A 20,092-nucleotide genomic window follows, 5' to 3' on the forward strand; every position below is an offset into this window, starting at 1 on the left:
GGCCGTTCATCCTAGGACGGGCCGCCGGCCCGGCTCATCGGATTTTCCGATCGAGGCCGCGGCATGCCGGCGGCACGGGGCCGGGCCCTTTCCTCATCCGCCGCTCGGGCTTCCTGCCGGGCTCCTGGGGTGGGTCTCGTCGAGCAACTCGCGGGCGCGCCGCGCGGCCTCGGCGACGAGCGACTCCAGCGTGCCCGCCGGGATCCCGGGCGGAGGCGTGATCGCCACCGCCGGGACGGCGTCCGACACCGGAGGCGGGTCGGCGGGCAGTGGATCGGCCGCACGGTACGCCTCCCGGGCGGCGACCCCGCCTCCGGCTCCGGGCGCGCCGGCCGGCGACCCGGGTGCCCGGCTGCTCGGGTCCCGCTCGCGCAGGCCGTCCAGGACCTTGCGTTCGTCCCGCCCGCGGACCAGCAACAACACGAACGGGTCCGCGTCCAGCAGCCAGGCCGCCTGGTAGCACAGCGCGGCGGCATGCCGGCAGGGCAACTCCCAGTCGGGGCAGTCGCAGTCCGGGTCCAGGTCGCCGATGCCCGGAAGCAGGCCGACGTCCGCGTCCTCGGCCGCCGTCACCAGTTCCTGCGGCATGTCCCGGTCCAGCAGCGCGGCCAGGTGCCCGGACTTGGCGGCCACCTGGTCCAGGAAGCGATCCCACTGCGCATCGGTGAGCCGCTCGATGCGCACCACCGTCTCGTACTGCGACCCGTCCGCGTCGTACACGGATGCGGCGATCCGGCCCGGGCCCACGGTGATCGGGCCGACCCGGCCGGAGCCGGCGTACGCGCGGCCCTTGCGCAGCGGTTCGCCGGAGAGTGCGGACTCCTCCAGGGCATCGGTCCAGGCGCGGCCCCACCAGGTCCGTCCCCGGGCGCCGCGTGTGGCGCGCGGGGCGAACGCGGGGAAGGCGCGGGCCGGTTCCGCGGTCATCGGGTGCTCCTCAGCTCGACCAGGTTCGCCAGTTCGGTGTCGGAGAGTTCGGTCAGCGCGGCCTCGCCGCCGGTGAGCACCGAGTCGGCCAGCGCACGCTTGTCGCGCAGCATCGCGGCGATCCGGTCCTCGATGGTGCCCTCGGCGATGAACCGGTGCACCTGGACCGGCCGGGTCTGGCCGATCCGGTACGCACGATCGGTGGCCTGTTCCTCGACGGCCGGGTTCCACCAGCGGTCGTAGTGCACGACATGGTCGGCACGGGTGAGGTTGAGCCCGGTGCCGGCCGCCTTGAGCGAGAGCAGGAACACCGGTACGGCGCCGTCCTGGAAACGCGCGACCAGCGCGTCGCGGCGGGCCGGCGCGGTGCCGCCGTGCAGGAGTTGGTTGCCGATGCCGCGGGCGTCGAGGTGCCTGGCCAGCAGCCGGGCCATCGTGACGTACTGGGTGAAGACCAGGACCGAGCCGTCCTCGGCGAGGATCGTGTCGAGCAACTCGTCGAGCAGTTCGAGCTTGCCGGAGCGACCGTCGAGGCGGGGCTCGCTCTCCTTGAGGTATTGCGCCGGGTGGTTGCAGATCTGCTTGAGCCCGGTGAGCAGGCCGACGATCTGCCCGCGCCGGGCCATGCCCTTGCTGTCCCGCAGTTCGGCCATCGCCTCGCGCACCGCCGCCTCGTACAGGCCGGCCTGCTCGCGGGTGAGCGACACGGGCTGGTCGGTCTCGGTCTTGGCGGGCAGTTCCGGCGCGATGCCCGGGTCGGACTTGCGTCGGCGCAGCAGGAACGGCGCGATCAGCCGGCCCAGCCGCTCCGCCGTGGGCCCGTCCCGGTCGGCCTCGACCGGCTTGACCCAGCGGCGGCGGAACGCGGCGAGGCCGCCGAGCAGGCCGGGGGTGGTCCAGTCGAGGATCGCCCACAGCTCGGACAGCCGGTTCTCCACCGGGGTGCCGGTGAGCGCGATCCTGGCCTGCGCGGGAATCGTGCGCAGCGCCTTGGCGGTGCCCGAGGTGTGGTTCTTGACGTGCTGCGCCTCGTCCGCGACCACCAGGCCCCACGGCACCTCGGCCAGCCGGGCCCGGTCCAGGCGCATCGTGCCGTAGGTGGTGAGCACGAAGCCGTCGGCGAGGTCGTCGAGGGTGCGCGCACTGCCGTGGAAGCGGCGCACCGGCGTGCCCGGTGCGAAGCGCTCGATCTCCCGCTCCCAGTTGCCCAGCAGCGACGCCGGGCACACCACCAGGGTCGGCGCCGGGTCGGCACCGTCCGGCAAGGCGGCCCGGCGGTGCAGGTGCAGCGCGATCAGGGTGACGGTCTTGCCCAGGCCCATGTCGTCGGCCAGGCACCCGCCCAGGCCCAGCGAGGTCATCCGGTCCAGCCAGCGCAGGCCGCGCAGTTGGTAGTCGCGCAGGGTCGCGGCGAGCGCGTCCGGCGCGGCGATCGGCTCGGCACCGCCGTCCGGATCGGCGAGCCGCTCGCGCAGGTCGTCCAGCCAGGCCGAGGTGCCCACCTCGATCCGCTTGCCGGCCACCTCGATGCCGCCGGTCAGGGCCGCCGTGAGCGCCTCGATCGGGGTGAGCGGCTTGATCGAGCGGTTGCGGGCCTTGGCGATCAGGGCCGGGTCGACCAGTACCCATCGGTCGCGCAGCCGCACCACGGGCCGGTGCGATTCGGCCAGCGCGTGCATTTCGGCGGCGGTCAACGGGTGGTCGCCCAGGGCGAGTTGCCAGTCGAAGCCGAGCGGGGTGTCGCCGCCGAGGAAGGCGCGCAGGTCGCCGGGCTCGCGGTCGTGCACGCCGACCACGGCCTTGGCGGTGAGGTCGCGCACCAGGTCGCGCGGCCAGTGCACCTCGACCCCGGCCGCGGCCAGGCGCGCGGTGGCGGCGCCGAGCATCGCACCGAGATCGTCGTCGCCGACCACCACCCGGTCCGGCACGCCGGCGTTCAGCAGCGGCTCCAGCGCGGGCCACACCCGGGCGGCCCGGCGTAGCGCGAGCAGCACGTCCAGTCGGGCCCGTTCGCCGAATCGCGGGTCGGTGCCGGTCCACAGGGTGTCCGCGTCGATCACCGCGGTCGGGTCGGCGAGCGAGTGGACCTGGACGGTCGCCCGGAACGGCGCGTGCTCGATGTCGTGGGTCTCCAGCCGCAGCGAGATCCGAACGCCGGTGTCGATCCCGGCGGCGACCCGGTCCGACCACGAGCGCAACTCGGGCAGCCGGTGCGCGTCGGTGCCGGCGAACGCCGTGCCGGCGCCGGCACGCGGGGCGGGACCGGTGGGCGGCGCGGCGGCGGTGCGCGGCATGGTGTCGGCGACCGCGTCCAGGAAGGCCCGGATCAGCGGCGCGGCCTCCGGGAGCAGTGCGCCGCTCGGGGTGGGTATCGCCCGTGCCTCGCCCGGCATCGCGTCGGCGAGCGCGCGCACCCGCTCCACGTCGGCGGCGTCCAGCGGCCCGGCCCGCCACGCGTCGTGGTCGCCGGGGGAGAGCCCGGGCAACATCCGGCCGCGGGCCACCAGTTGCAGGGCGAGTACGGTGGCCGCGCCCCAGAACGCGGCAGCAGGGTGGGCGTCGGCGGACCGGCGGGCCCGGGAGAGCAGCCGGACCGCGTCGGCGACCGGCACCAGGACGGCGGGATGGGTGTGCTCGCTGCCGTCGGCGTCGAGCACGGTGACGGTGTCGGTGCCGGTCGGGTGCGGCCAGAAGGCGACGGTGCCGGCGCGGGGCGGGTCGGCCGGCGCGAAGGTGGCGGCGTGCCGGATCAGGTCGGTCGGAACGTGCGTGCTGCGGGTACCGATGTTCGCTACTCCTGCGGTGCGGGGGAGTCCGTCGTGGCGACCGGTTCTGCCGGGCGCCGCGAGCGGATCAGGGTCTCGATGCCGTCCAGGACCAGGCGCAGGCCGAACTCGAAGCCCGCGTCGGGGGCCTCCTCGTAGGTGCCGGCGGCCCAGACCCGGGTGAGGGTGGGGAAGCGGGCGGGTTGGATGAGTCGCTCCAGGTACGGCGTGCTCTCCGCCCACCAGTCCTCGTAGCCCTCGCCGCTGCTCACCGCGTCCTGGTTGACGTCGACGGCGAGTTGGGCGATGCCTCGGACGTAGGCGTCGACGAGTCCGACGATGTGCGCCATCTCCGCCTCGGTCAGTCCGAGGTCGGCGATGGTGCGCAGCGCCGACTCGGCCCGGGCGGTGATCCGCGGGCCCATCAACAGCAGGCCGGGGCCCCACAGTTGCACCACCCACGGATGCCGCTGGGCGAGCGCGTGGTCGGCGCGCGCGTGCCGCTCCAGCGCCGTGCGCCAGCCGAGCCCGGATGTGTCGGGCAGTTCGTTCTCGCCCAGCACGGTGTCGAACATGACGTGCAGCAGTTCGGCCTTGCCCGGCACGTAGGTGTACAGCGACATGGTGCCGACCCCGAGCCGCTCGGCGACCGCGCGCATGGACAGCGCGGCGAGCCCGTCGGCATCGGCGATCTCGATCGCCGCGTGCACGATGCGGTCCACGGTCAGCCCCTGCTTGGGGCCGCGGGTGGGTGCCTCGCCGGTGCGCCACAACAAGGCGAGGGTACGCGCGGGATCCGCGCGCCTGCTCTTCTCTCGTGCCACGTGCGTACCCTCTCCGAGAACTCCGTATTGCGTACGGTACGACATCCGAAGTTGATCGACAAGGCCGCCGAGGCGATGGGGGAACACGCTTGCCGAGAGACTCCGTATCACGTACGGTACGGCGTACGGATCCACTCCGTACGTCGTACAGAGTCAGCGTGCGAGCGAATTTTGCGTGGTTCCATCGGGCCGCGAACAGCGATACGCAAAGGGGTGTACATGCCACTGGCGATCTCCGCCGAAGGCGTGACCAAGGTGCACGGCGCCACACGGGCGCTGGACGGTTTCGATCTGGAGGTCCCGGCCGGGACGGTGCACGGATTGCTCGGGCCCAACGGCGCGGGCAAGACCACGGCGGTGCGGATCCTGACCACACTGCTGGGTCCGGACGGCGGGCGGGCCGAGGTGGCCGGGTTCGACGTGGTGCGCGACGCGGCGCGGGTGCGCACGCGGATCGGGCTGCTCGGCCAGTACGCCGCACTGGACGAGGTGCTCGGCGGGCGGCAGAACCTGGAGATGTTCGGCCGGCTGTACCACCTGGGTGCCCGCGCGGCCCGGGCCCGGGCGGGAGAACTGCTGGAGCGGTTCGCGCTGACCGACGTCGCCGAACGGGCGGTGACCACCTACTCGGGCGGGATGCGGCGCCGGCTGGACCTGGCCGCGTCGCTGATCCAGGCACCCGAGGTGTTGTTCCTGGACGAGCCGACCACCGGCCTCGACCCGCGTGGCCGTACCGAGGTGTGGGACGCGGTGCGCGCGCTGGTGGCGGGCGGTACGACCGTGCTGCTGACCACGCAGTACCTGGAGGAGGCGGACCGGCTCGCGGACACGATCTCGGTGGTCGACCACGGCCGGGTGATCGCCCGGGGCACACCCGCCGAGCTCAAGTCCCGACTCGGCGGCGACCGGATCGACGTGGTGGTCCGCGAACCGCTCGACCTGACCGCCGCGGCCGCGATCCTGGCCCGGATCGGCAACGGCAACCCGGAGGTCCGCCACGACGAGCGCCGCGTCGGCATCCCGATCACCGACCGGGTGGGCGCGCTCACCGCGACGGTGCGCGCGCTGCACGACGCCGGGATCGAGGCCGAGGACATCGTGCTGCGCCGACCCACCCTCGACGAGGTCTTCCTGACCATCACCGGCGTGCGCCGGGACGGGGAACCGGTCGACGACGCGGGCGGATCGCGCCGTACCCGCGGAGCCGGCACGGGCGACGCGAGCGAGGTGGCGGCATGAGTACCGCGCTGCGCCGGGCCCTGCCGGACACCTGGACGCTGACCCGCCGCACCTTCGCGCACTGGGCAAGGCAGCCCGCGCCGGTGCTGGTCGGGCTGCTGTTCCCGGTGTTGATGGTGCTGATGTTCGGCTACCTGTTCGGTGGCGGGATGGACGTGCCGGGCGGCGGTGACTACCGCGAGTTCCTGATGCCCGGCATGTTCGCGATGACCATGGTCTTCGGGATCGAATCCACCTTCACGGCGGTCGCCGGCGACGCGGCGCGCGGGGTCACCGACCGGTTCCGGTCGATGCCGATGTCGCACTCGGCCGTGGTCGGCGGCCGGGTGCTCGCCGACATGCTGCACGCCGCGGTCGGGTTGTTCGTGCTGATCTGCTGCGGGCTCGCGGTGGGCTGGCGATGGCACGAGGGGCCGGCGCGGGCGGCGCTCGCCGTCGCGATGTTGCTGGTGCTGCGGCTGGCGGTGTTGTGGATGGGCATCTACCTGGCGCTGCGTGCCAAGGGGCCCGAGTCGGTCGCGGTCCTGCAGATCCTGGTCTGGCCGCTGGGGTTCCTGTCCAATGTGTTCGTCTCGCCCGACACGATGCCGGGCCTGCTCGGCACGATCGCCGAGTGGAACCCGCTGTCCGCGAGCGCGGGCGCCGGCCGCGAATTGTTCGGCAACCCCGGCTGGGCCGGCGGCTCGTGGGTCGCCGACCACACGATCGTGATGTCCTTCGTCTGGCCGCTCGTGCTGATCGCGATCTTCGCGCCGCTGTCGGTGCGGCGCTATCGCGGACTCGGTCGCTGACCGCCCCATCGTGGTCCGGCCGCTCGCGAACCCGCGAGCGGCCGGACCACGCGGGCACCGGCGCGGGATCAGCCGGGCCCCTCCCCGCGCTCGACCAGATCCCAGGCGTGCGCGAACATTTCCGGCAGGGTCAGCCGCCAGACCTGCTCCTCCCAGACCCGGTCGCCGATCCGCCGCACTCCCAGCAGATTCGCCTTCCACACCTCGATCGGCCACAGCGGCTTGCGTGCCTTGGCCCAGTCGCCCGGCAGGAAGACTCCACGGCCGGCGCGGGCCCGCTTGTCCGCGACCACCACGCCGGCCGCCACCAGCGCCGCCGCGGCCTCCCGGTGCCGAGCGGCATTCCAGCCGTTCCACAGCCGGACCCGACGATCGCTCGGGCGCTCGATCGCGAGCAGTTGCAGGTACAGCGCGGCCGCATCGGCGTCCACTCCGAGCGCCTTCTCGACCCGCGCGACGGTCTCCGGCGCGCTCAGCGCCGGATTGGCCTCGTATCCGCCGACCGGCAGCGTGTCGCCGGCCACCCGTTCCACGACCCGCGAGCACCAGTCCCCGCGCAGCATGTCGACGGCGTCACGCACGGGTGCGCCACCGGAGGCGACCCGCCGCAGCAGCGCGGAACGCTCGTCGTCGCCGTACCGGGCCGGCCGGAAGTACGTGCGCACGAAGGGGTTGGGGCATCCTTCGCTCGGCTCGGCGAGGGTCGCGATGCTCAGACCGTCGTCGAAGCTCGCGGCCTTCAGCGGGATCGGACCGACATAGGGGCGGTCGCCGAACAACTCGCGCAATCGATCGGCCGACTCGTGGTAGCGCGCGGTGTACCCGGCGTCCAACAGCAGACCCGGATGATCGAGCCGAGCGCGCAGCGCGGCCACCGTGGCGGGCAGCCCGGCGCGTACCGGATCCCCGGCGGGCAGTTCGGCGTAGACGATCGGCAGTGCGTCGGTGAGTGCCTTCAGGAACTCCTGGAACCAGCGCACGCCCTGCTCCTCGCTGGTGCAGTACGTCCCACCGACCCCCTCCGCCAGCCACGGATCGTGATCCCGACCGGTCAGGGGATGCGTCTCGGGGGCCATGAAGGCCGCACAGACGTGCGCGGCGGGGGTGTGCACGGTGAGTCCGGTGTGCTCGGCGAGCACGGCGAGGGTCGCCTCCGGTACCGGCTGCGCGCGTCCGAACCGGGTCTGCCAGGCGGCGGCGATCCGGGCCGCGAGCGCACCCGGGCCGGCCGGCTCCCACAACTCGACCGGGTCCTCGGGCAGGACGTGAGCGAACAACTCCAGCCGGTCGAGCTCGGTCAACCGGCCCAACTCGTCGTAACCGGCGTCCGCTTCGGCCGTACTCAGCCCCAGCACCGCGCGCTGCTCGGGATCCAGCGGCGGCAGCGTACGAATCCCACCCGCGTCCCCGATCACCAACAGCGTCGCCGCAGCCCGGGAGACCCCCGTCTCCGCACCCAGCAGTCGCACCGCCGCCGGATCCCAGGCCATCGGCCCACGCTCGCGCACCAGCGCGACCAGCCGGCGCAGTTGACCCGCGTCGCCCCAGCCGTGGGCGGCCTCGACCCAGTCGGTCGGCGCACCGAACTCGGGCGGATCGGCGTCCCCGGTACGCACCTGCACGACTCCGCACCGTCCCTCACTCGGCCAGGTGGTCGCGACGGTGGCCCCACGCTCGTCCCGCACGGCCTCGGCGTCGGCCCGGGCGACCCCGGTACGCAACCGGGCCGAGGGGTCGGCCATCGGCGTGGCCGCCCAGATCTCCAGGAACGCCAACAGCGCCTCGCGGTGCTCGACCCTGGTCCCCGGCGCCGCCGCGCGCAGCGCGACCGCCCCCATCCGGCCGATCAGCGGCGGCCAGGACCCGTCGCCGACGATCCCCGGCCCGTCCTCCCCGGCCGGCGGATCCCACGTGCCGGCGAGGTAGCCACCGACCCGTTCGAGGGAGGCCAACGCATTCCAATTCCACATCCCCAGACCGGTGACCAGACCCGACATAGCCGGGGAGAGCCACTGATCCCAGGGACCAACCGTCGTAGGTGCCATGCCACATCCCTACCGCGCCCCGCCGACGCGCCCCACCCCGCCCCCCGCGGCCGGCACCGGGTTCGCCGGGGCCGCGAGCCGACCGCGGGGCAGGATCAGCGGGCGCGGGCGCGGGTCAGCTCGCCCGGGCCTGTTCCGCCGAGGCCAACGCAGCCCGCAGGAATTCGGCGGTCGCCGAGTCCTCCGCCTTGACCAGTTCGGCCGGCGTGCCCTCGAAGACGACCAGGCCGCCGTGCTTGCCGCCGCCCGGGCCCAGGTCGAGCACATGGTCGGCGCGCTTGACCACGTCCAGGTTGTGCTCCACCACCACGACCGTGTTGCCCGCGTCCACGAGCCGGTCCAGCAACCCGATCAGGGTTTCCACGTCGGACATGTGCAGGCCCGTGGTCGGCTCGTCGAGCACGTACAGACTGCCCGTCTTGTGCAGTTCGCTCGCGAGCTTGAGCCGCTGCAACTCGCCGCCGGAGAGCGAGCTCAGCGGTTGTCCCAGGGTCAGGTAGCCGAGGCCGACCGAGACCAGCGACCGCACCCGGGTACGCAGCGCCGGCTCGGTGAGGTAGCCCACCGCCTCCTCGGCGGTCAGCGCCAGCACGTCCACGATCGACTTGCCGCGCAGCCGGTACGCCAAGACCTCGTCCCGGAACCGCCGTCCCTCGCACGCCTCGCAGCGGGTGGTGACCGGGTCCATGAAGGCCATGTCGGTCCGGATCACGCCACGGCCTTGACACTCCGGGCAGCCGCCCAGCGAGTTGAACGTGAACAGCCCCGGATCCACGCCGTTGGCCTTCGCGAACAGCCTGCGCAGCGGATCGGCCACACCGACGTAGCTCGCCGGCGTCGAGCGTGCGGAGATGCCCACGCCCGACTGGTCGACCACCACCGCATCCGGGTGCGCCGCGACCAGTACGTCCGAGATCAGCGTGCTCTTGCCCGAGCCCGCCACCCCGGTGACCACGGTGAGCACGCCGGTGGGGATGTCCACGTCCAGGTTCCGCAGGTTGTGCTGGTTCGCGCCGCGAATCTCCAGCGCGCCGGTGGGCCGGCGAAAGCTCGGCTTGAGCGCGGTGAGCCGGCGCAGCGCGTGCCCGGTCGGCGAGTCCGACAGGCGCAGTTCGGCGAAACTGCCCTCGAACGTGACGGTGCCGCCGTGGATGCCCGCCCCGGGCCCGACGTCCACGATGTGGTCGGCGATCGCGATCACGTCCGGGTCGTGCTCGACCACCAGCACGGTGTTGCCCTTGTCCCGCAACCGGGTGAGCAGGTCGTTGAGTCGGACCACGTCGCGCGGGTGCAGGCCCACGCTCGGCTCGTCGAAGATGTAGGTCATCCCGGTCAGGCTCGATCCGAGGTAGCGCACCATCTTCAGCCGCTGCCCCTCGCCGCCGGACACCGTCGAGGTGGGCCGATCCAGGTGCAGGTAGCCGAGCCCGATCGCGACGATCCGTTCCAGCGCGACCGCCGCGGGCCGGGCCACCCGGCGGGCGACCGGGTCGGCCAACCCGGTGAGCACCTCGACCAGATCGCCGATCTCCATCGCCGCGTAGTCCGACAACGAGCGCCCCTCGATCAACGATGATCGCGCCGCCTCGTTCAGCCGGGCCCCCGCGCAGTCCGGGCACTCGCCTTCGGTGACGAACCGGGCGATCGTCTCGCGGCTCTTCTCGGCCAGCGCGGAGGTGTCCCGGTTGAGGTAGAGCCGGTTGAACCGGTCGACGAGCCCCTCGTAGTCGATCCGGTGCCGGCCGTTGTTGTTGACGATCTCCACCTTGGCACCCGTGCCGCGCAGGAACAGCCGCCACTGCTCGTCGCTGAACTCGCGCACCGGGACGTCGGTGGGGTAGAGGTCGTGGTTCGCGTACAGCTGCCACTGCCAACCGCCGACGGCGAACCCCGGGTGCCGGATCGCGCCGTCGCGGATGCTCCGGCTCGGGTCGATCAACGCGTCCAGGTTCAGCCGCACGGTGCGCCCGAGGCCCTCGCAGGTCGGACACATGCCGTTGGGGTCGTTGAACGAGTAGTGGTTGGAGGGTCCCGCCGACGGTGTGCCGTGCCGGGAGAACAACACGCGCAGCAGCGGGTGGATGTCGGTCATCGTGCCCACCGTCGACCGCGAGTTGCCGCCCACCGGGCGCTGGTCGACGATGATCGCCGTCGACAGGTGCTCGATCGAGTCCGCCTCGGGCCGCTCGTGCTTGGGCAGTCGGTTGCGGACGAACGCCGTGAACGTCTCGGCGAGTTGCCGCTGCGACTCGACCGCGATGGTGTCGAACACGATGGACGACTTGCCCGAACCGGAGACGCCGGTGAACACGACGATCCGGTTCTTGGGGATGCGCAGCGACACACCCTTGAGGTTGTGCTCCCGGGCGCCGGTGATCACGATGCTGTCGTAGTTCATGTCGGCAAGGTACGAAAGGATCCCTGACACATGCTGTCAAGGATTTCGCGGCGTTTCCGAACCGCCGACGGATTGCCGGGCCTGTTTGCAGGTCATGTGCAAGTGCGTTCCCATGGCAACTAAGCTCGTGCCATGAGTGGATCACCCATCGTCCTCGGCATCGAATCGTCCTGCGACGAGACCGGCGTCGGCCTGGTCCGGGACGGCCGGCTGCTCGGCCACGCGGTGGCCACCAGCATGGCCGAACACGCCCGATTCGGCGGAGTGGTGCCGGAGATCGCCGCCCGCGCGCACGTGCACGCGATCACCCCCGTGGTGCGCGCCGCGCTGGACTCGGCCGGGCTGCGCCGGCGCGACGTCGGCGCGGTCGCGGTGACCACCGGACCCGGTCTGGCCACCGCCCTCCAGGTCGGCGTGGCCGCCGCCAAGGGATTCGCGCTCGCGCTGGACGTGCCCCTGTACGGAGTGCACCATCTGGCCGGACACGTCGCGGCCGACACCCTCGACCACGGCCCACTGCCCGACCCCTGCGTGGTGCTGATCGTCTCGGGCGGCCACACCTCACTGCTGCTCGTGCGCGACCTCGCCCGGGACCCGATCCTGCACCTGGGCGACACCTTGGACGACGCGGCGGGGGAGTGCTTCGACAAGGTGGCCCGGGTGTTCGGCCTGCCCTATCCGGGCGGGCCGGCGATCGACCGGGCCGCGCGCGACGGCGACCCGCACGCCGTGGCCTTCCCGCGCGGACTCACCGGCCCGCGCGACGACCCGTACGCGTTCTCCTTCTCCGGCCTCAAGTCCGCCGCCGCCCGCTGGGCCGAGCGCTCGCGCGCCGCCGGCGGCGCGTTGCCGGTCGCGGACGGCGCCGCCGCGCTCCAGGAGGCGGTGGCCGACGTCCTGACCCGCAAGGCGGTCGCCGCGTGCACCGCCCACGACGTGCGGACCCTGGTCGTGGTCGGCGGCGTCGCGGCCAACTCCCGGGTCCGCTCGCTCGCGGCCGAGCGCTGCGCCGCCGCGGGCATCACCCTGCGGGTGCCGCCGGCACGCCTGTGCACGGACAACGGCGCGATGATCGCCGCCGTCGGCGACCTGCTGATCCGTGCCGGCGTCGCGCCGGCTCCGCTCGATGTGTCCATCGACCCGTCCGCGCCCCTGGAGTACGCGCGCCTGTACCCCGCGGCGACACCGACGCGCGCCGCCGGATGATCGCGCGGATCCGCACCGCGACCCCGGCCGCCCCGGCACTGCGTTGCCACCGGCGGTCGGGCCGACGACGGGTCACCGCCGTCACGTCGCCGGACACCGCGCGGCTGCTGCACCGGCGGCATCCGGCACGCGATGCGCCCGCGGCTCAGGGGGCGTAGCGCAGCAGCCAGTCGTTGTTCGGGTCGCGGCCGAATTCGGGATCGTTGGGCGGATCGGCCGGGAGTTCCTCGACCTGGTCGGCCGTTGCGACCCGCTCGGGCAGCTTGCCCCAGCGGGCGGCCCGATCGGCCTGCTCCACGCCCTCGCCGGGGGATTCCGCTGTCGGCTGCTGCTCACGCCGCGCTTCGTTGTCCATGAGCCCCTACCCTGTCCGAGTCGTGCACGTTGACGTCCCAACGGTACCGCCGCCCGCCACCGGGATACTGGGACCGTGTACGTCGAACGTCGTTCCCACCTGGCGCCGCTGATCGTCTGGACCCGCACGGTCGAGATCGCCGGATCGGCACGCGTGTTGCCCGACGGCTGCATGGATCTGATCTGGTCCGGTGCCGAGCTGATCGTGGCCGGCCCCGACACCCTCGCGCATTCGGTCGAGAACACGCCGGGCGCGCGCTACGCGGCAGTGCGCTGCGCGCCCGGGATCGGGCCCGCGCTGTTCGGGCTCCCGGCCGACACGCTGCGCGATCGACGGGTCCCGCTGGCCGACGTGTGGGGCGAGCGCGCTGTGCGGATGCTGACCGACCGCATCGCCGGCGCCGCCGATCCGGCCGCCCTCCTCGAACGCCTGGCCGCCGAGCGGCTGCGCGACCAGGACGCCGAGGCGGCCCGGTTCGCCGGCGCGGTGGTCGGCGAACTGCGGGCCGGCGCCGACGTCGCGGCCGTCGCGGCCGAGGTCAACCTGAGCGAGCGGCAACTGCACCGCCGCTCGCTCACCGCGTTCGGCTACGGGCCCAAGACGCTGGGCCGGGTGCTGCGGCTGGACCGCGCGCTGGATCTGGCGCGCGGCGGTGTTCCGGCCGCCCGGGTCGCCGCCGTTGCCGGCTACGCGGACCAGGCCCACTTCGCCCGGGACGTCAAAGCCCTGGCCGGCGTCCCGCTGCGCACCCTGCTGTCGGGCTGAACCTCGGCGGCGCGCTACGAGGCCGGGTCCGGCAGCGGCGCGAGCAGGTCGACGCCGTTTCCGTCCGGGTCGTGCAGGACCGCGTACCGCTGCCCCCAGAACGCGTCCCACGGTGCCAGGTATCCGGTGTGCCCGGCCGCGACCAACTCGCCGTACACCTTGTCGACGTCGGCCGGATCGGCGAACGCGAAGGCCAGCGAGGCCCGGTGGCCGCCGGTCGGTGCGGTCCACCCGGGGTCGAACGAGCGCACCGTCTCGACCGAGTCCAGAACCAGCAGCGGCCCTTCGGGCAACGTCACCTCGACATGTGGGAGCGCGTCGTGCTCGGCGGGGATGTCCAGGCCGAGCGCCCGGTAGAACGCGAGCGACGCGGCCATGTCGGTGACCACGAGCCCGATGAAGTGGAAACGAAACGCACGAGAAGTCATGCCTTTACGCTAGCCGGCGCCGGCGGTCGCGATCTTGAACGAATCGGACGTGTCTCCCCGCACGTCCGACGTGTCGGCGCACGCGTCCGACGCGCGCACTCGCCGCCTCGGAGGTGCTCACCCGCGGTCCCGCCGCGCCGCCGCCAGGGCGAGCAGTGCGGTCGTCGCGGCCAGGACACCGCCGAACCACAACACCGAGGCGGTGGCCACGGCATCCACCGCGGCGCCGCCCAGCAGCGAGCCGAGCGCGATGGCGACCTGGAACCCGGTGACGAACACCGCCGATGCCGCCTCGGGCGCATCCGGAGCCGAGCGCAGCAACCACGCCTGCAAGCCCACCGGCACCGCGCCGTAGGCCAGTCCCCACGCGAGCATCGCCGTCGCGGTACCCGGCGTCCAGGCCCCGCACAGTGCGAGCACCACGACGGCGACGGCCAGCAGCCCGGCCGCGACCGCGAGCGTGCCGTGCGGAGCCCGCCCGATGTACCCGCCGGCCACGAAGTTGCCCACCACACCCGCGACGCCGTAGCCGAGCAGCAGCCCGCCGATCGGTCCCGGACCCAGGTCGCCGACCTCCTCCAGGATCGGCCGGATGTAGGTGTAGGCGCCGAAGTGCCCGGCGACCACCAGGACCAGTGCGGCCGCGCCGGCGAGCACGGTGCGCCGACGCAGCAGCGCGGTGAGCTCGCGCGGCCCCACGGCCCGCTCGGCCGGCAGCGGCGGCACCAGCACCCGCAGGGAGAGCAGGACGGCTGCGCCGAGCCCGGCCGGCACCGCGAACGCTACGCGCCACCCGGCCCATTCGCCGATCATCGTGCCGACCGGCACCCCGATCACCGAGGCCACCGATACCCCGCCGAAGATCACCGCGGCGGCCCGGCCGACCGATCGGGCGGGCACCAGGCGCGCCGGCAGGCTCGCGCCGATCGCCCAGAAGCCGCCGATGCCGATGCCCACGAGCACGCGGGCGAACAACAGGGTGGCGAAGTTCGGCGCCAGCGCGCTGATCGTGTTGGCGGCGATCAGCACGAGCATCATCGCGGCCAACACGATCCGCCGGTCCACCCGACCGGCGGCGACGAGCACGATCGGCGCGGCGAGGCCGGCCACCACTGCGGCCAGGGACATGGCCAGGCCGGTGGTGCCGTCGGACACGTGCAGTCCGTGCGAGATGGGGGTGAGCAGGCCGACCGGGAGCATCTCGGTGCAGACCACCGCGAAGGTGCCGACGGCGATGGCCGTGACGGCGAGCCAGGACCGGACGCCGGCGGTCTCGGGAGCGGGCCCGGAGCCGCCGGCGGGTCCGGGAACGGGCGAGGACGGAGCGGTCGAGGCGGGGTCGACGACTGGGTTGGACATGACGTTCAGCCTGGCCGGCACCCGGGACCCGAACAACGGCCAAGATCGCATGCAAGCACAAGCCTCGCTTATGCTCGCAGGTCGAAGTCCGGTGCACCGCCGAGCGGACGCCCCGGCGTGGGCGGGGTCGAGCGGTATCCGAGGGGAGGAGAGCGCGGATGAGCGTGGAGTTCCGCGAATTGGAGTGCTTCGTCGTGTTGAGCGAGGAGTTGCACTTCACCCGCACCGCCGCGCGGCTCTACACGTCGCAGGCCCGGGTCAGTCAACTGCTGCGGCAACTGGAGGAGCGGATCGGCGCCCGGCTGTTCGAGCGCAACAGCCGCCGGGTGCGGCTCACGCCGCAGGGAGAGCTGTTCCTGGCCGAGGTGGGCCCCGCGTTCGACGGGATCACCGAAGCGGTCGACCGGGCCCGGGCCCGCGCCCGCGGCATCGAGGGGACCCTGCGCATCGGATTCGTCGGCACGCCCTACGGCACCCTGCTGGATTTGGTCGGCGACTTTCGCACCGGTCACCCCCGGGCGCGCGCCGACCTGGTCGAGACGGCGCTGTCGGATCCGTTCGGTCCACTCCTGCGCGGCGAGATCGACGCGGCGTTCGTGACCCTGCCGGTGGTCGACCCGGCGTTGCGCACCGGCCCGGTGATCGCCGCCGACCCGCTCGTGCTCGGGGTCTCCACCCGGCATGCGTTCGCGGCCCGCGAGCACGTGGGCGCCGAGGAGTTGGCCAAGTGCACGTTCGTGGACATCGCCGGCCCCGCGCCCGCGCGCTGGCGTGAACTCCAGTCGCCGACGACGACTCCGGGCGGTCGGCCGATTCCACACGGACCGAGCGCCGGCACCCTTCAGGAAGTGTTGTCGTTGATCGCCGCCGATCTGGGCGTGCTGCTGTTCTGTGCGCAGTTCGCCGGCTACAACGGGCGACCCGACGTGGCGTTCGTGCCGGTCACCGGCCTGGCCGAGTCGGCGGTCACGCTCACCTGGCGGGCCGGGCACGAGACGAACCTGCTGCGTTCGTTCGTCGCCGCGTCGACCCGGCTGTCGGTGCGAGCCGCCTGATCCGGCCGCGGCCGGACCCGGCCCCGGGCCGGCCTCGATCGAACATGACGATCCATCGACAAAACGTTGTCCTTGCCCGACGTTCGGGTGCACGTCGTTCGCCGCGTCGGCCCTGCCCCGCCCCGGCCCGTGCCCCGGCCCGTGCCCCGGGCCGCAGCGCCGTCCGAGGGGCCATACCGTGGTGCCGTCAACCGATCTCGCGCCGAAGGACCTGGTCATGCCGCTGCTCACGATCAAGTCTGAAGGTGAGGTCGAGATCGAGGTGCGGCGCTCGCGCTTCCTGTGCGCCGTCGCGCGGGTGACCGACGACGCCGAGGCGCAGGCATTCCTGGCCCGACGTCGGGCGCTGCATCCTTCCGCGCGGCACAACTGCTCGGCGTGGATCGCGGGCGGACAGGAGAAGGGGTACGACGACGGCGAACCGTCCGGCACGGCGGGTGCGCCGATGCTCCAGGTGCTCCGGCGCCGCGAACTCACCGAGACGGTCGCGGTGGTGACCCGCTACTTCGGCGGCATCATGCTCGGCGCCGGCGGCCTGATCAGGGCGTACGGCTCGGCGGTGACCGAGGCGGTGGACACCGTCGGAGTGGTCGAACTGCGGCCGATGCTGGTGTTGACCGTGGACGTCGACCACGCCCACGCCGGCCGGCTGGAGAACGACCTGCGCGGGCTCGGCCACGAGGTACGCGACATCCGCTACGGCGTCGAGGTGGCGATCGACGTGTGCGTGCCGGAACCGGATCGGGAGCGCTTCACGGCTCGGCTGACCGACCTGACCGGCGGCCGAGCGAGCGCTCGCGAGACCGGGCGCACATTCGTCGAGGTGGACGCCTCCCGAAACACTTCTTGACGCACTTCTCGCGCCGGAGCGCCCCGAGGCAGGTTGAAACGCGCCGCAAGTCGGAACACCAAGGGGTACATGGGTGCTGGCACGGGGGCCGCGGGAAAAGAGGAAGTGATGACGGCTGGATACGACGAGAAGTCGGCGACCGACCAGGCGGAGGTCGCCAGGGTCGTTCGGGAACGGGTGATTCGCGCCCGTGCCGTATTGTCCGAGGCAAGTGCCGCGCACGATACGAACGCGCTGTCACCCGCGCTGGACGAGCTGGAGGATGCGCTGCATGCCGCCCGCGAATACGGCGTGACGCTCCCACCATCGGCGGGAGGCGCCTGACCTCGGTGCCATGCCCGGCCTCGGTGGTATCGCTCGGCTTCGGTGCCACCGCCCGACCTCGGTGACGCAGTGGCCCCCCGCGGTGACGAAGCGATCGGTTCAGGGGCTCTCGTGCAGCCCCGCGTCGGCGGGTCCGAGGACGAAGCGGGTGAAACGTACGCGCAGATCCGCGCGTTCCGGCGAGCAACAGAACGGGCCGGCGAAAGCCTGTGCGTCCGGGGCGAGCGGTGCCAGGCGGATCGTGCGCCAGTCGTCGTCGTCCGCGCGCGCCCGAATGGTCAGCGCATCGCCGGTCCGGCTGACCCGGACGGTGACCGACCGGCCCACCCACTCGGGGACCGGCGCGAGCGACCAGTCGGACATCCCGCGCGTGACCACGGCGCCCACGTGCAACGCGCCGTCGGTGACCTCGACCCCGGCCTTGACCCAGGTCTGCTCGTCCACGCGCACGAAGATGCCGGCCTGGTCGTAGAGCGAGTCGAAGTCGCCGTCGAAGGTCACCTCCACCGAGGTGTCCGGCGGCAACGCGGTGAGCAGCGCGCTCCCGGTGTCCCGGGTGAAGCCGTACGAGGTCTGTCGCCAGAAGTCGGCGCCGGCATGCGGAGTCACCACGAGTGCGGTGCCCACCCGCTCGGCCGCACTCGGCGCGTTGAGCCAGCGCGCCTCGTCCCAGTCCACATCCTTGGCATCCATACGCCGAGCGTAATGCGGCCCGGCCGAGCCGATTCCGGCAGGCTCGGAGCGATCGGGCCCGGATCGCTCCTCGCCGCCGGGATCGGCTCGGCCGGCCGCCGGTGGGTCAGATCGCCTTGTGCATGCCGCCGTCGACGATGTAGTCCACGCCCATGATGTTCGCGGCGCGCTCCGAGGCCAGGAACAGCACCACGTCGGCGACCTCCTGCGGCTCGGAGACGCGGCCGGTGAGCACACCCATCGCCTGCGGCAGCACCTCGTCCATGAACACCTGCGCGGTGGTTCCGGCGGACGCAGCCATCATGTCCGCCAACTGCCCCGGGTCGGTCCACAGCGGGGTGCGCACCGGACCGGGCGAGACGGTGTTCACCCGCACGCCCTGCGGGCCGAATTCCTCGGCCAGCGACTTCGAGTACGAGCTCAGCGCGGCCTTCGCGGCCGAGTAGTGCACGAGCGACGCGGCCGGAAGGTGACTGTTCAGCGAGCTGATGGTGATCACCGCGCCGCCGTTGCGGGCGAGGATGGCCGGCATCGCGGCCTTGGTCGCGCGCACCGCGCTGAACAGGTTGATCTCGAAGATCCGCTGCCACTCGGCGTCCTCGACCTCGATGATCGAGGGCGTCGGGACGCCGGAGCCGACGTTGTTGACGAGCACGTCCAGGCCGCCGTGCGCGTCGAGGGCGACCTGGACCAGTTCGGCCGGGCCGTCCGGACGGGTCAGGTCCACGGCCACCGGGAGTACGTCGAACTCCGCACGCAGTGCGATGAGTTCGGGGGATATGGTGCGGCTGCCGGCGACCACCCGGGCGCCCTCCTCGGCGAAGCCGCGCACGATCGCCAGGCCGATGCCCTTGCTGCCACCGGTGACCACGACGACCTTGTTCTTCAGGTTCAAGTTCATGGCTCAATCATTGCCAGGAGGAAAGGTCATTGCTGGCGGAAATCGGTCGTCGCGTTCGGCGCGGCTCGCGGCGCGATCGACGCAGTGGCGAGGGGTCTCCGGACGGGATGGACAGCTCGCGGCCAAGCGGCCGATTGCGCTGCCGTGATCGGCGAAAGGGCCTATCTGGCAACGGAGTTCGGCGGGCAACGGACGGTCGGGAGGGCCCGGCCGGCGGGCCGAGTCAGCCGGGTCGGCTCGCCGACAGGGCCGTGTCGAGGAGGGTGCCGGTCTCGGCGATCGCGGTGGACAGCGTCGACGGGGTCAGGCGGGAGATGATCTCGTCGATGCCGCGCAGGCCCGCCCGATCCAGGAGGGTCTTCTCATTGGTCACCCACTCGCCGCGGCCGGCCGCCACCGCGTGCGCGGCCTCGCAGGCCGCGCGGCCGATCGCGCCCGCCACGTCGGTGACATGACCGCGGCCGGCATGCGCCTGGTCGGCGTAGCCGAGGGTCAGCCGCGCGTCGTCGCTCCACCGGGCGTGTCCGGTGCGACGCAGCGCCTCCGGGTAGGAGGGCCGCGGCAGGTCGCCGAACAGGACCCGGTTGACCGCGAGTTCGGCCACCACGAGGTAGGTCGGCACGCCCGCCAGGTGGAACAGCAGCCGCTCGACCTCGAACCGGCCCTCCCGTGCGTCCGCGAGCCGCCGCTGCACATCCGCGAGTTCGCGATAGTGCAGGTCGACGGCGCGGTCCTGGACGGTCAACCAGGCGCCGCCGTTGAAGACCCCGCCACCCCACGCGCCGAACTCGGAGACCTCGCCCGGCCAGCCGAGGCCGCGGACCGCGTCCGGGGTGAACCCGTCCCGGTAGTACACCGAGAAGTCCCAGTCGCTGTCCGGGCGATGGGTGCACTGGGCGCGTGATCCGCCGAGCGCGACTGCCGCGACGCCGGGCAGCGCGGCAAGGCGTTCCGTGACGTGGGTGGTGAAGGATGCGTCACTGGTCATGATCGCAGGCTACAACGCACCCGGAGCGGATCGGCGTGCCCTCCGACGGGCCGACCCGCGGATCGGTGCGCCGGCACCGGGGCCCGACGGGGCGTGCGCCGGTCCGTTCCGGGCCGCGTTCGATCCGGGTCTCCTTCGGGCCGGGGCGGGTTCGGCCGGGTGCTCAACCGGCCGGAGGC

General features: G+C 72.9%; 18 protein-coding genes. 7 read left to right on the forward strand and 11 right to left on the reverse strand.

Annotated features, from left to right (window positions below):
* Positions 1–93: 93 nt before the first annotated feature.
* From ACZOOI_RS28515 to ACZOOI_RS28525, 3 genes are all read right to left on the reverse strand, one after another.
* Positions 94–927 carry an SWIM zinc finger family protein gene (locus ACZOOI_RS28515; protein ID WP_465278518.1) on the reverse strand — a complete coding sequence of 278 codons (834 nt, stop codon included), beginning with the start codon at positions 925–927 and terminating at the stop codon, positions 94–96.
* On the reverse strand, positions 924–3,584 hold the full coding sequence (locus ACZOOI_RS28520; protein WP_465278519.1) for a DEAD/DEAH box helicase: 2,661 nt from the start codon (positions 3,582–3,584) through the stop codon (positions 924–926). Before ACZOOI_RS28520 ends, ACZOOI_RS28515 begins: the two co-directional genes overlap by 4 nt.
* A 134-nt stretch (positions 3,585–3,718) precedes the next feature.
* Positions 3,719–4,516 carry a TetR/AcrR family transcriptional regulator gene (locus tag ACZOOI_RS28525; RefSeq protein ID WP_465278520.1) on the reverse strand — a complete coding sequence of 266 codons (798 nt, stop codon included), beginning with the start codon at positions 4,514–4,516 and terminating at the stop codon, positions 3,719–3,721.
* 219 nt (positions 4,517–4,735) lie between these two features.
* Between ACZOOI_RS28525 and ACZOOI_RS28530 the strand changes: the two genes are divergently transcribed.
* Entirely contained in the window at positions 4,736–5,755 is a 1,020-nt protein-coding gene (locus tag ACZOOI_RS28530; protein ID WP_465278521.1) for an ATP-binding cassette domain-containing protein, read from the forward strand.
* Positions 5,752–6,546, forward strand: coding sequence for an ABC transporter permease (locus tag ACZOOI_RS28535; protein WP_465278522.1), 795 nt, complete (start codon positions 5,752–5,754; stop codon positions 6,544–6,546). Before ACZOOI_RS28530 ends, ACZOOI_RS28535 begins: the two co-directional genes overlap by 4 nt.
* Positions 6,547–6,614: 68 nt before the next feature.
* On the opposite strand, the gene ACZOOI_RS28540 is transcribed toward ACZOOI_RS28535, so the two are convergent.
* Positions 6,615–8,591, reverse strand: coding sequence for a hypothetical protein (locus ACZOOI_RS28540; protein ID WP_465278523.1), 1,977 nt, complete (start codon positions 8,589–8,591; stop codon positions 6,615–6,617).
* 115 nt (positions 8,592–8,706) lie between these two features.
* A complete protein-coding gene (locus ACZOOI_RS28545; RefSeq protein WP_465278524.1) occupies positions 8,707–10,989 on the reverse strand; it encodes an excinuclease ABC subunit UvrA in 2,283 nt (760 codons plus the stop codon).
* A gap of 132 nt (positions 10,990–11,121) precedes the next feature.
* Between ACZOOI_RS28545 and tsaD the strand changes: the two genes are divergently transcribed.
* The gene (tsaD, locus tag ACZOOI_RS28550) at positions 11,122–12,195 is read left to right on the forward strand and encodes a tRNA (adenosine(37)-N6)-threonylcarbamoyltransferase complex transferase subunit TsaD (protein ID WP_465278525.1); all 1,074 of its coding nucleotides are present in this window, start codon (positions 11,122–11,124) and stop codon (positions 12,193–12,195) included.
* A 145-nt stretch (positions 12,196–12,340) separates the two neighbouring features.
* Here the strand turns inward: tsaD and ACZOOI_RS28555 are convergent, their stop codons facing one another.
* The gene (locus ACZOOI_RS28555) at positions 12,341–12,550 is read right to left on the reverse strand and encodes a hypothetical protein (protein ID WP_465278526.1); all 210 of its coding nucleotides are present in this window, start codon (positions 12,548–12,550) and stop codon (positions 12,341–12,343) included.
* Between the two features lie 75 nt (positions 12,551–12,625).
* Between ACZOOI_RS28555 and ACZOOI_RS28560 the strand changes: the two genes are divergently transcribed.
* A complete protein-coding gene (locus ACZOOI_RS28560) occupies positions 12,626–13,315 on the forward strand; it encodes a helix-turn-helix domain-containing protein (protein WP_465278527.1) in 690 nt (229 codons plus the stop codon).
* A 14-nt stretch (positions 13,316–13,329) separates the two neighbouring features.
* Here ACZOOI_RS28560 and ACZOOI_RS28565 read toward each other — a convergent pair whose 3' ends face one another.
* Both ACZOOI_RS28565 and ACZOOI_RS28570 read right to left on the reverse strand, forming a co-directional pair.
* Entirely contained in the window at positions 13,330–13,743 is a 414-nt protein-coding gene (locus tag ACZOOI_RS28565) for a VOC family protein (protein ID WP_465278528.1), read from the reverse strand.
* 117 nt (positions 13,744–13,860) lie between these two features.
* Positions 13,861–15,102: an MFS transporter gene (locus tag ACZOOI_RS28570; protein WP_465278529.1), complete on the reverse strand. Its 1,242-nt coding sequence runs from the start codon at positions 15,100–15,102 to the stop codon at positions 13,861–13,863.
* Between the two features lie 158 nt (positions 15,103–15,260).
* Between ACZOOI_RS28570 and ACZOOI_RS28575 the strand changes: the two genes are divergently transcribed.
* The 3 genes from ACZOOI_RS28575 (at position 15,261) to ACZOOI_RS28585 (ending at position 17,331) form a co-directional block, all read left to right on the forward strand.
* Positions 15,261–16,157, forward strand: a complete 897-nt coding sequence (locus tag ACZOOI_RS28575; RefSeq protein WP_465278530.1) for a LysR family transcriptional regulator — start codon at positions 15,261–15,263, stop codon at positions 16,155–16,157.
* A gap of 178 nt (positions 16,158–16,335) precedes the next feature.
* Positions 16,336–17,007, forward strand: coding sequence for a YigZ family protein (locus tag ACZOOI_RS28580; protein WP_465278531.1), 672 nt, complete (start codon positions 16,336–16,338; stop codon positions 17,005–17,007).
* Positions 17,008–17,076: 69 nt separating this feature from the next.
* Positions 17,077–17,331, forward strand: coding sequence for a hypothetical protein (locus ACZOOI_RS28585; protein ID WP_465278532.1), 255 nt, complete (start codon positions 17,077–17,079; stop codon positions 17,329–17,331).
* A 99-nt stretch (positions 17,332–17,430) separates the two neighbouring features.
* Here ACZOOI_RS28585 and ACZOOI_RS28590 read toward each other — a convergent pair whose 3' ends face one another.
* The 3 genes from ACZOOI_RS28590 to ACZOOI_RS28600 all read right to left on the reverse strand — a co-directional run bounded on the left by ACZOOI_RS28590 (position 17,431) and on the right by ACZOOI_RS28600 (position 19,913).
* Positions 17,431–18,024 (reverse strand): DUF1349 domain-containing protein, encoded by a 594-nt coding sequence (locus ACZOOI_RS28590; protein ID WP_465278533.1) that lies wholly within the window; start codon positions 18,022–18,024, stop codon positions 17,431–17,433.
* A 106-nt stretch (positions 18,025–18,130) separates the two neighbouring features.
* A complete protein-coding gene (locus ACZOOI_RS28595; protein WP_465278534.1) occupies positions 18,131–18,925 on the reverse strand; it encodes an SDR family NAD(P)-dependent oxidoreductase in 795 nt (264 codons plus the stop codon).
* 223 nt (positions 18,926–19,148) lie between these two features.
* Positions 19,149–19,913 (reverse strand): nucleotidyltransferase domain-containing protein, encoded by a 765-nt coding sequence (locus tag ACZOOI_RS28600; RefSeq protein ID WP_465278535.1) that lies wholly within the window; start codon positions 19,911–19,913, stop codon positions 19,149–19,151.
* Positions 19,914–20,092 lie beyond the last annotated feature (179 nt).

The organism is Embleya sp. L77 (assembly GCF_055557415.1).

What these genes read in the sequence shown, in the direction of transcription:
- ACZOOI_RS28600 (WP_465278535.1), bottom strand. Translation starts at nt 19,913, where the DNA reads ATGACCAGTGACGCATCCTTCACCACCCACGTCACGGAACGCCTTGCC.
- ACZOOI_RS28570 (WP_465278529.1), bottom strand. Translation starts at nt 15,102, where the DNA reads ATGTCCAACCCAGTCGTCGACCCCGCCTCGACCGCTCCGTCCTCGCCC.
- ACZOOI_RS28585 (WP_465278532.1), top strand. Translation starts at nt 17,077, where the DNA reads ATGGGTGCTGGCACGGGGGCCGCGGGAAAAGAGGAAGTGATGACGGCT.
- ACZOOI_RS28590 (WP_465278533.1), bottom strand. Translation starts at nt 18,024, where the DNA reads ATGGATGCCAAGGATGTGGACTGGGACGAGGCGCGCTGGCTCAACGCG.
- ACZOOI_RS28575 (WP_465278530.1), top strand. Translation starts at nt 15,261, where the DNA reads ATGAGCGTGGAGTTCCGCGAATTGGAGTGCTTCGTCGTGTTGAGCGAG.
- ACZOOI_RS28565 (WP_465278528.1), bottom strand. Translation starts at nt 13,743, where the DNA reads ATGACTTCTCGTGCGTTTCGTTTCCACTTCATCGGGCTCGTGGTCACC.
- ACZOOI_RS28555 (WP_465278526.1), bottom strand. Translation starts at nt 12,550, where the DNA reads ATGGACAACGAAGCGCGGCGTGAGCAGCAGCCGACAGCGGAATCCCCC.
- ACZOOI_RS28515 (WP_465278518.1), bottom strand. Translation starts at nt 927, where the DNA reads ATGACCGCGGAACCGGCCCGCGCCTTCCCCGCGTTCGCCCCGCGCGCC.
- ACZOOI_RS28545 (WP_465278524.1), bottom strand. Translation starts at nt 10,989, where the DNA reads ATGAACTACGACAGCATCGTGATCACCGGCGCCCGGGAGCACAACCTC.
- ACZOOI_RS28535 (WP_465278522.1), top strand. Translation starts at nt 5,752, where the DNA reads ATGAGTACCGCGCTGCGCCGGGCCCTGCCGGACACCTGGACGCTGACC.
- ACZOOI_RS28530 (WP_465278521.1), top strand. Translation starts at nt 4,736, where the DNA reads ATGCCACTGGCGATCTCCGCCGAAGGCGTGACCAAGGTGCACGGCGCC.
- ACZOOI_RS28540 (WP_465278523.1), bottom strand. Translation starts at nt 8,591, where the DNA reads ATGGCACCTACGACGGTTGGTCCCTGGGATCAGTGGCTCTCCCCGGCT.
- tsaD (WP_465278525.1), top strand. Translation starts at nt 11,122, where the DNA reads ATGAGTGGATCACCCATCGTCCTCGGCATCGAATCGTCCTGCGACGAG.
- ACZOOI_RS28595 (WP_465278534.1), bottom strand. Translation starts at nt 18,925, where the DNA reads ATGAACTTGAACCTGAAGAACAAGGTCGTCGTGGTCACCGGTGGCAGC.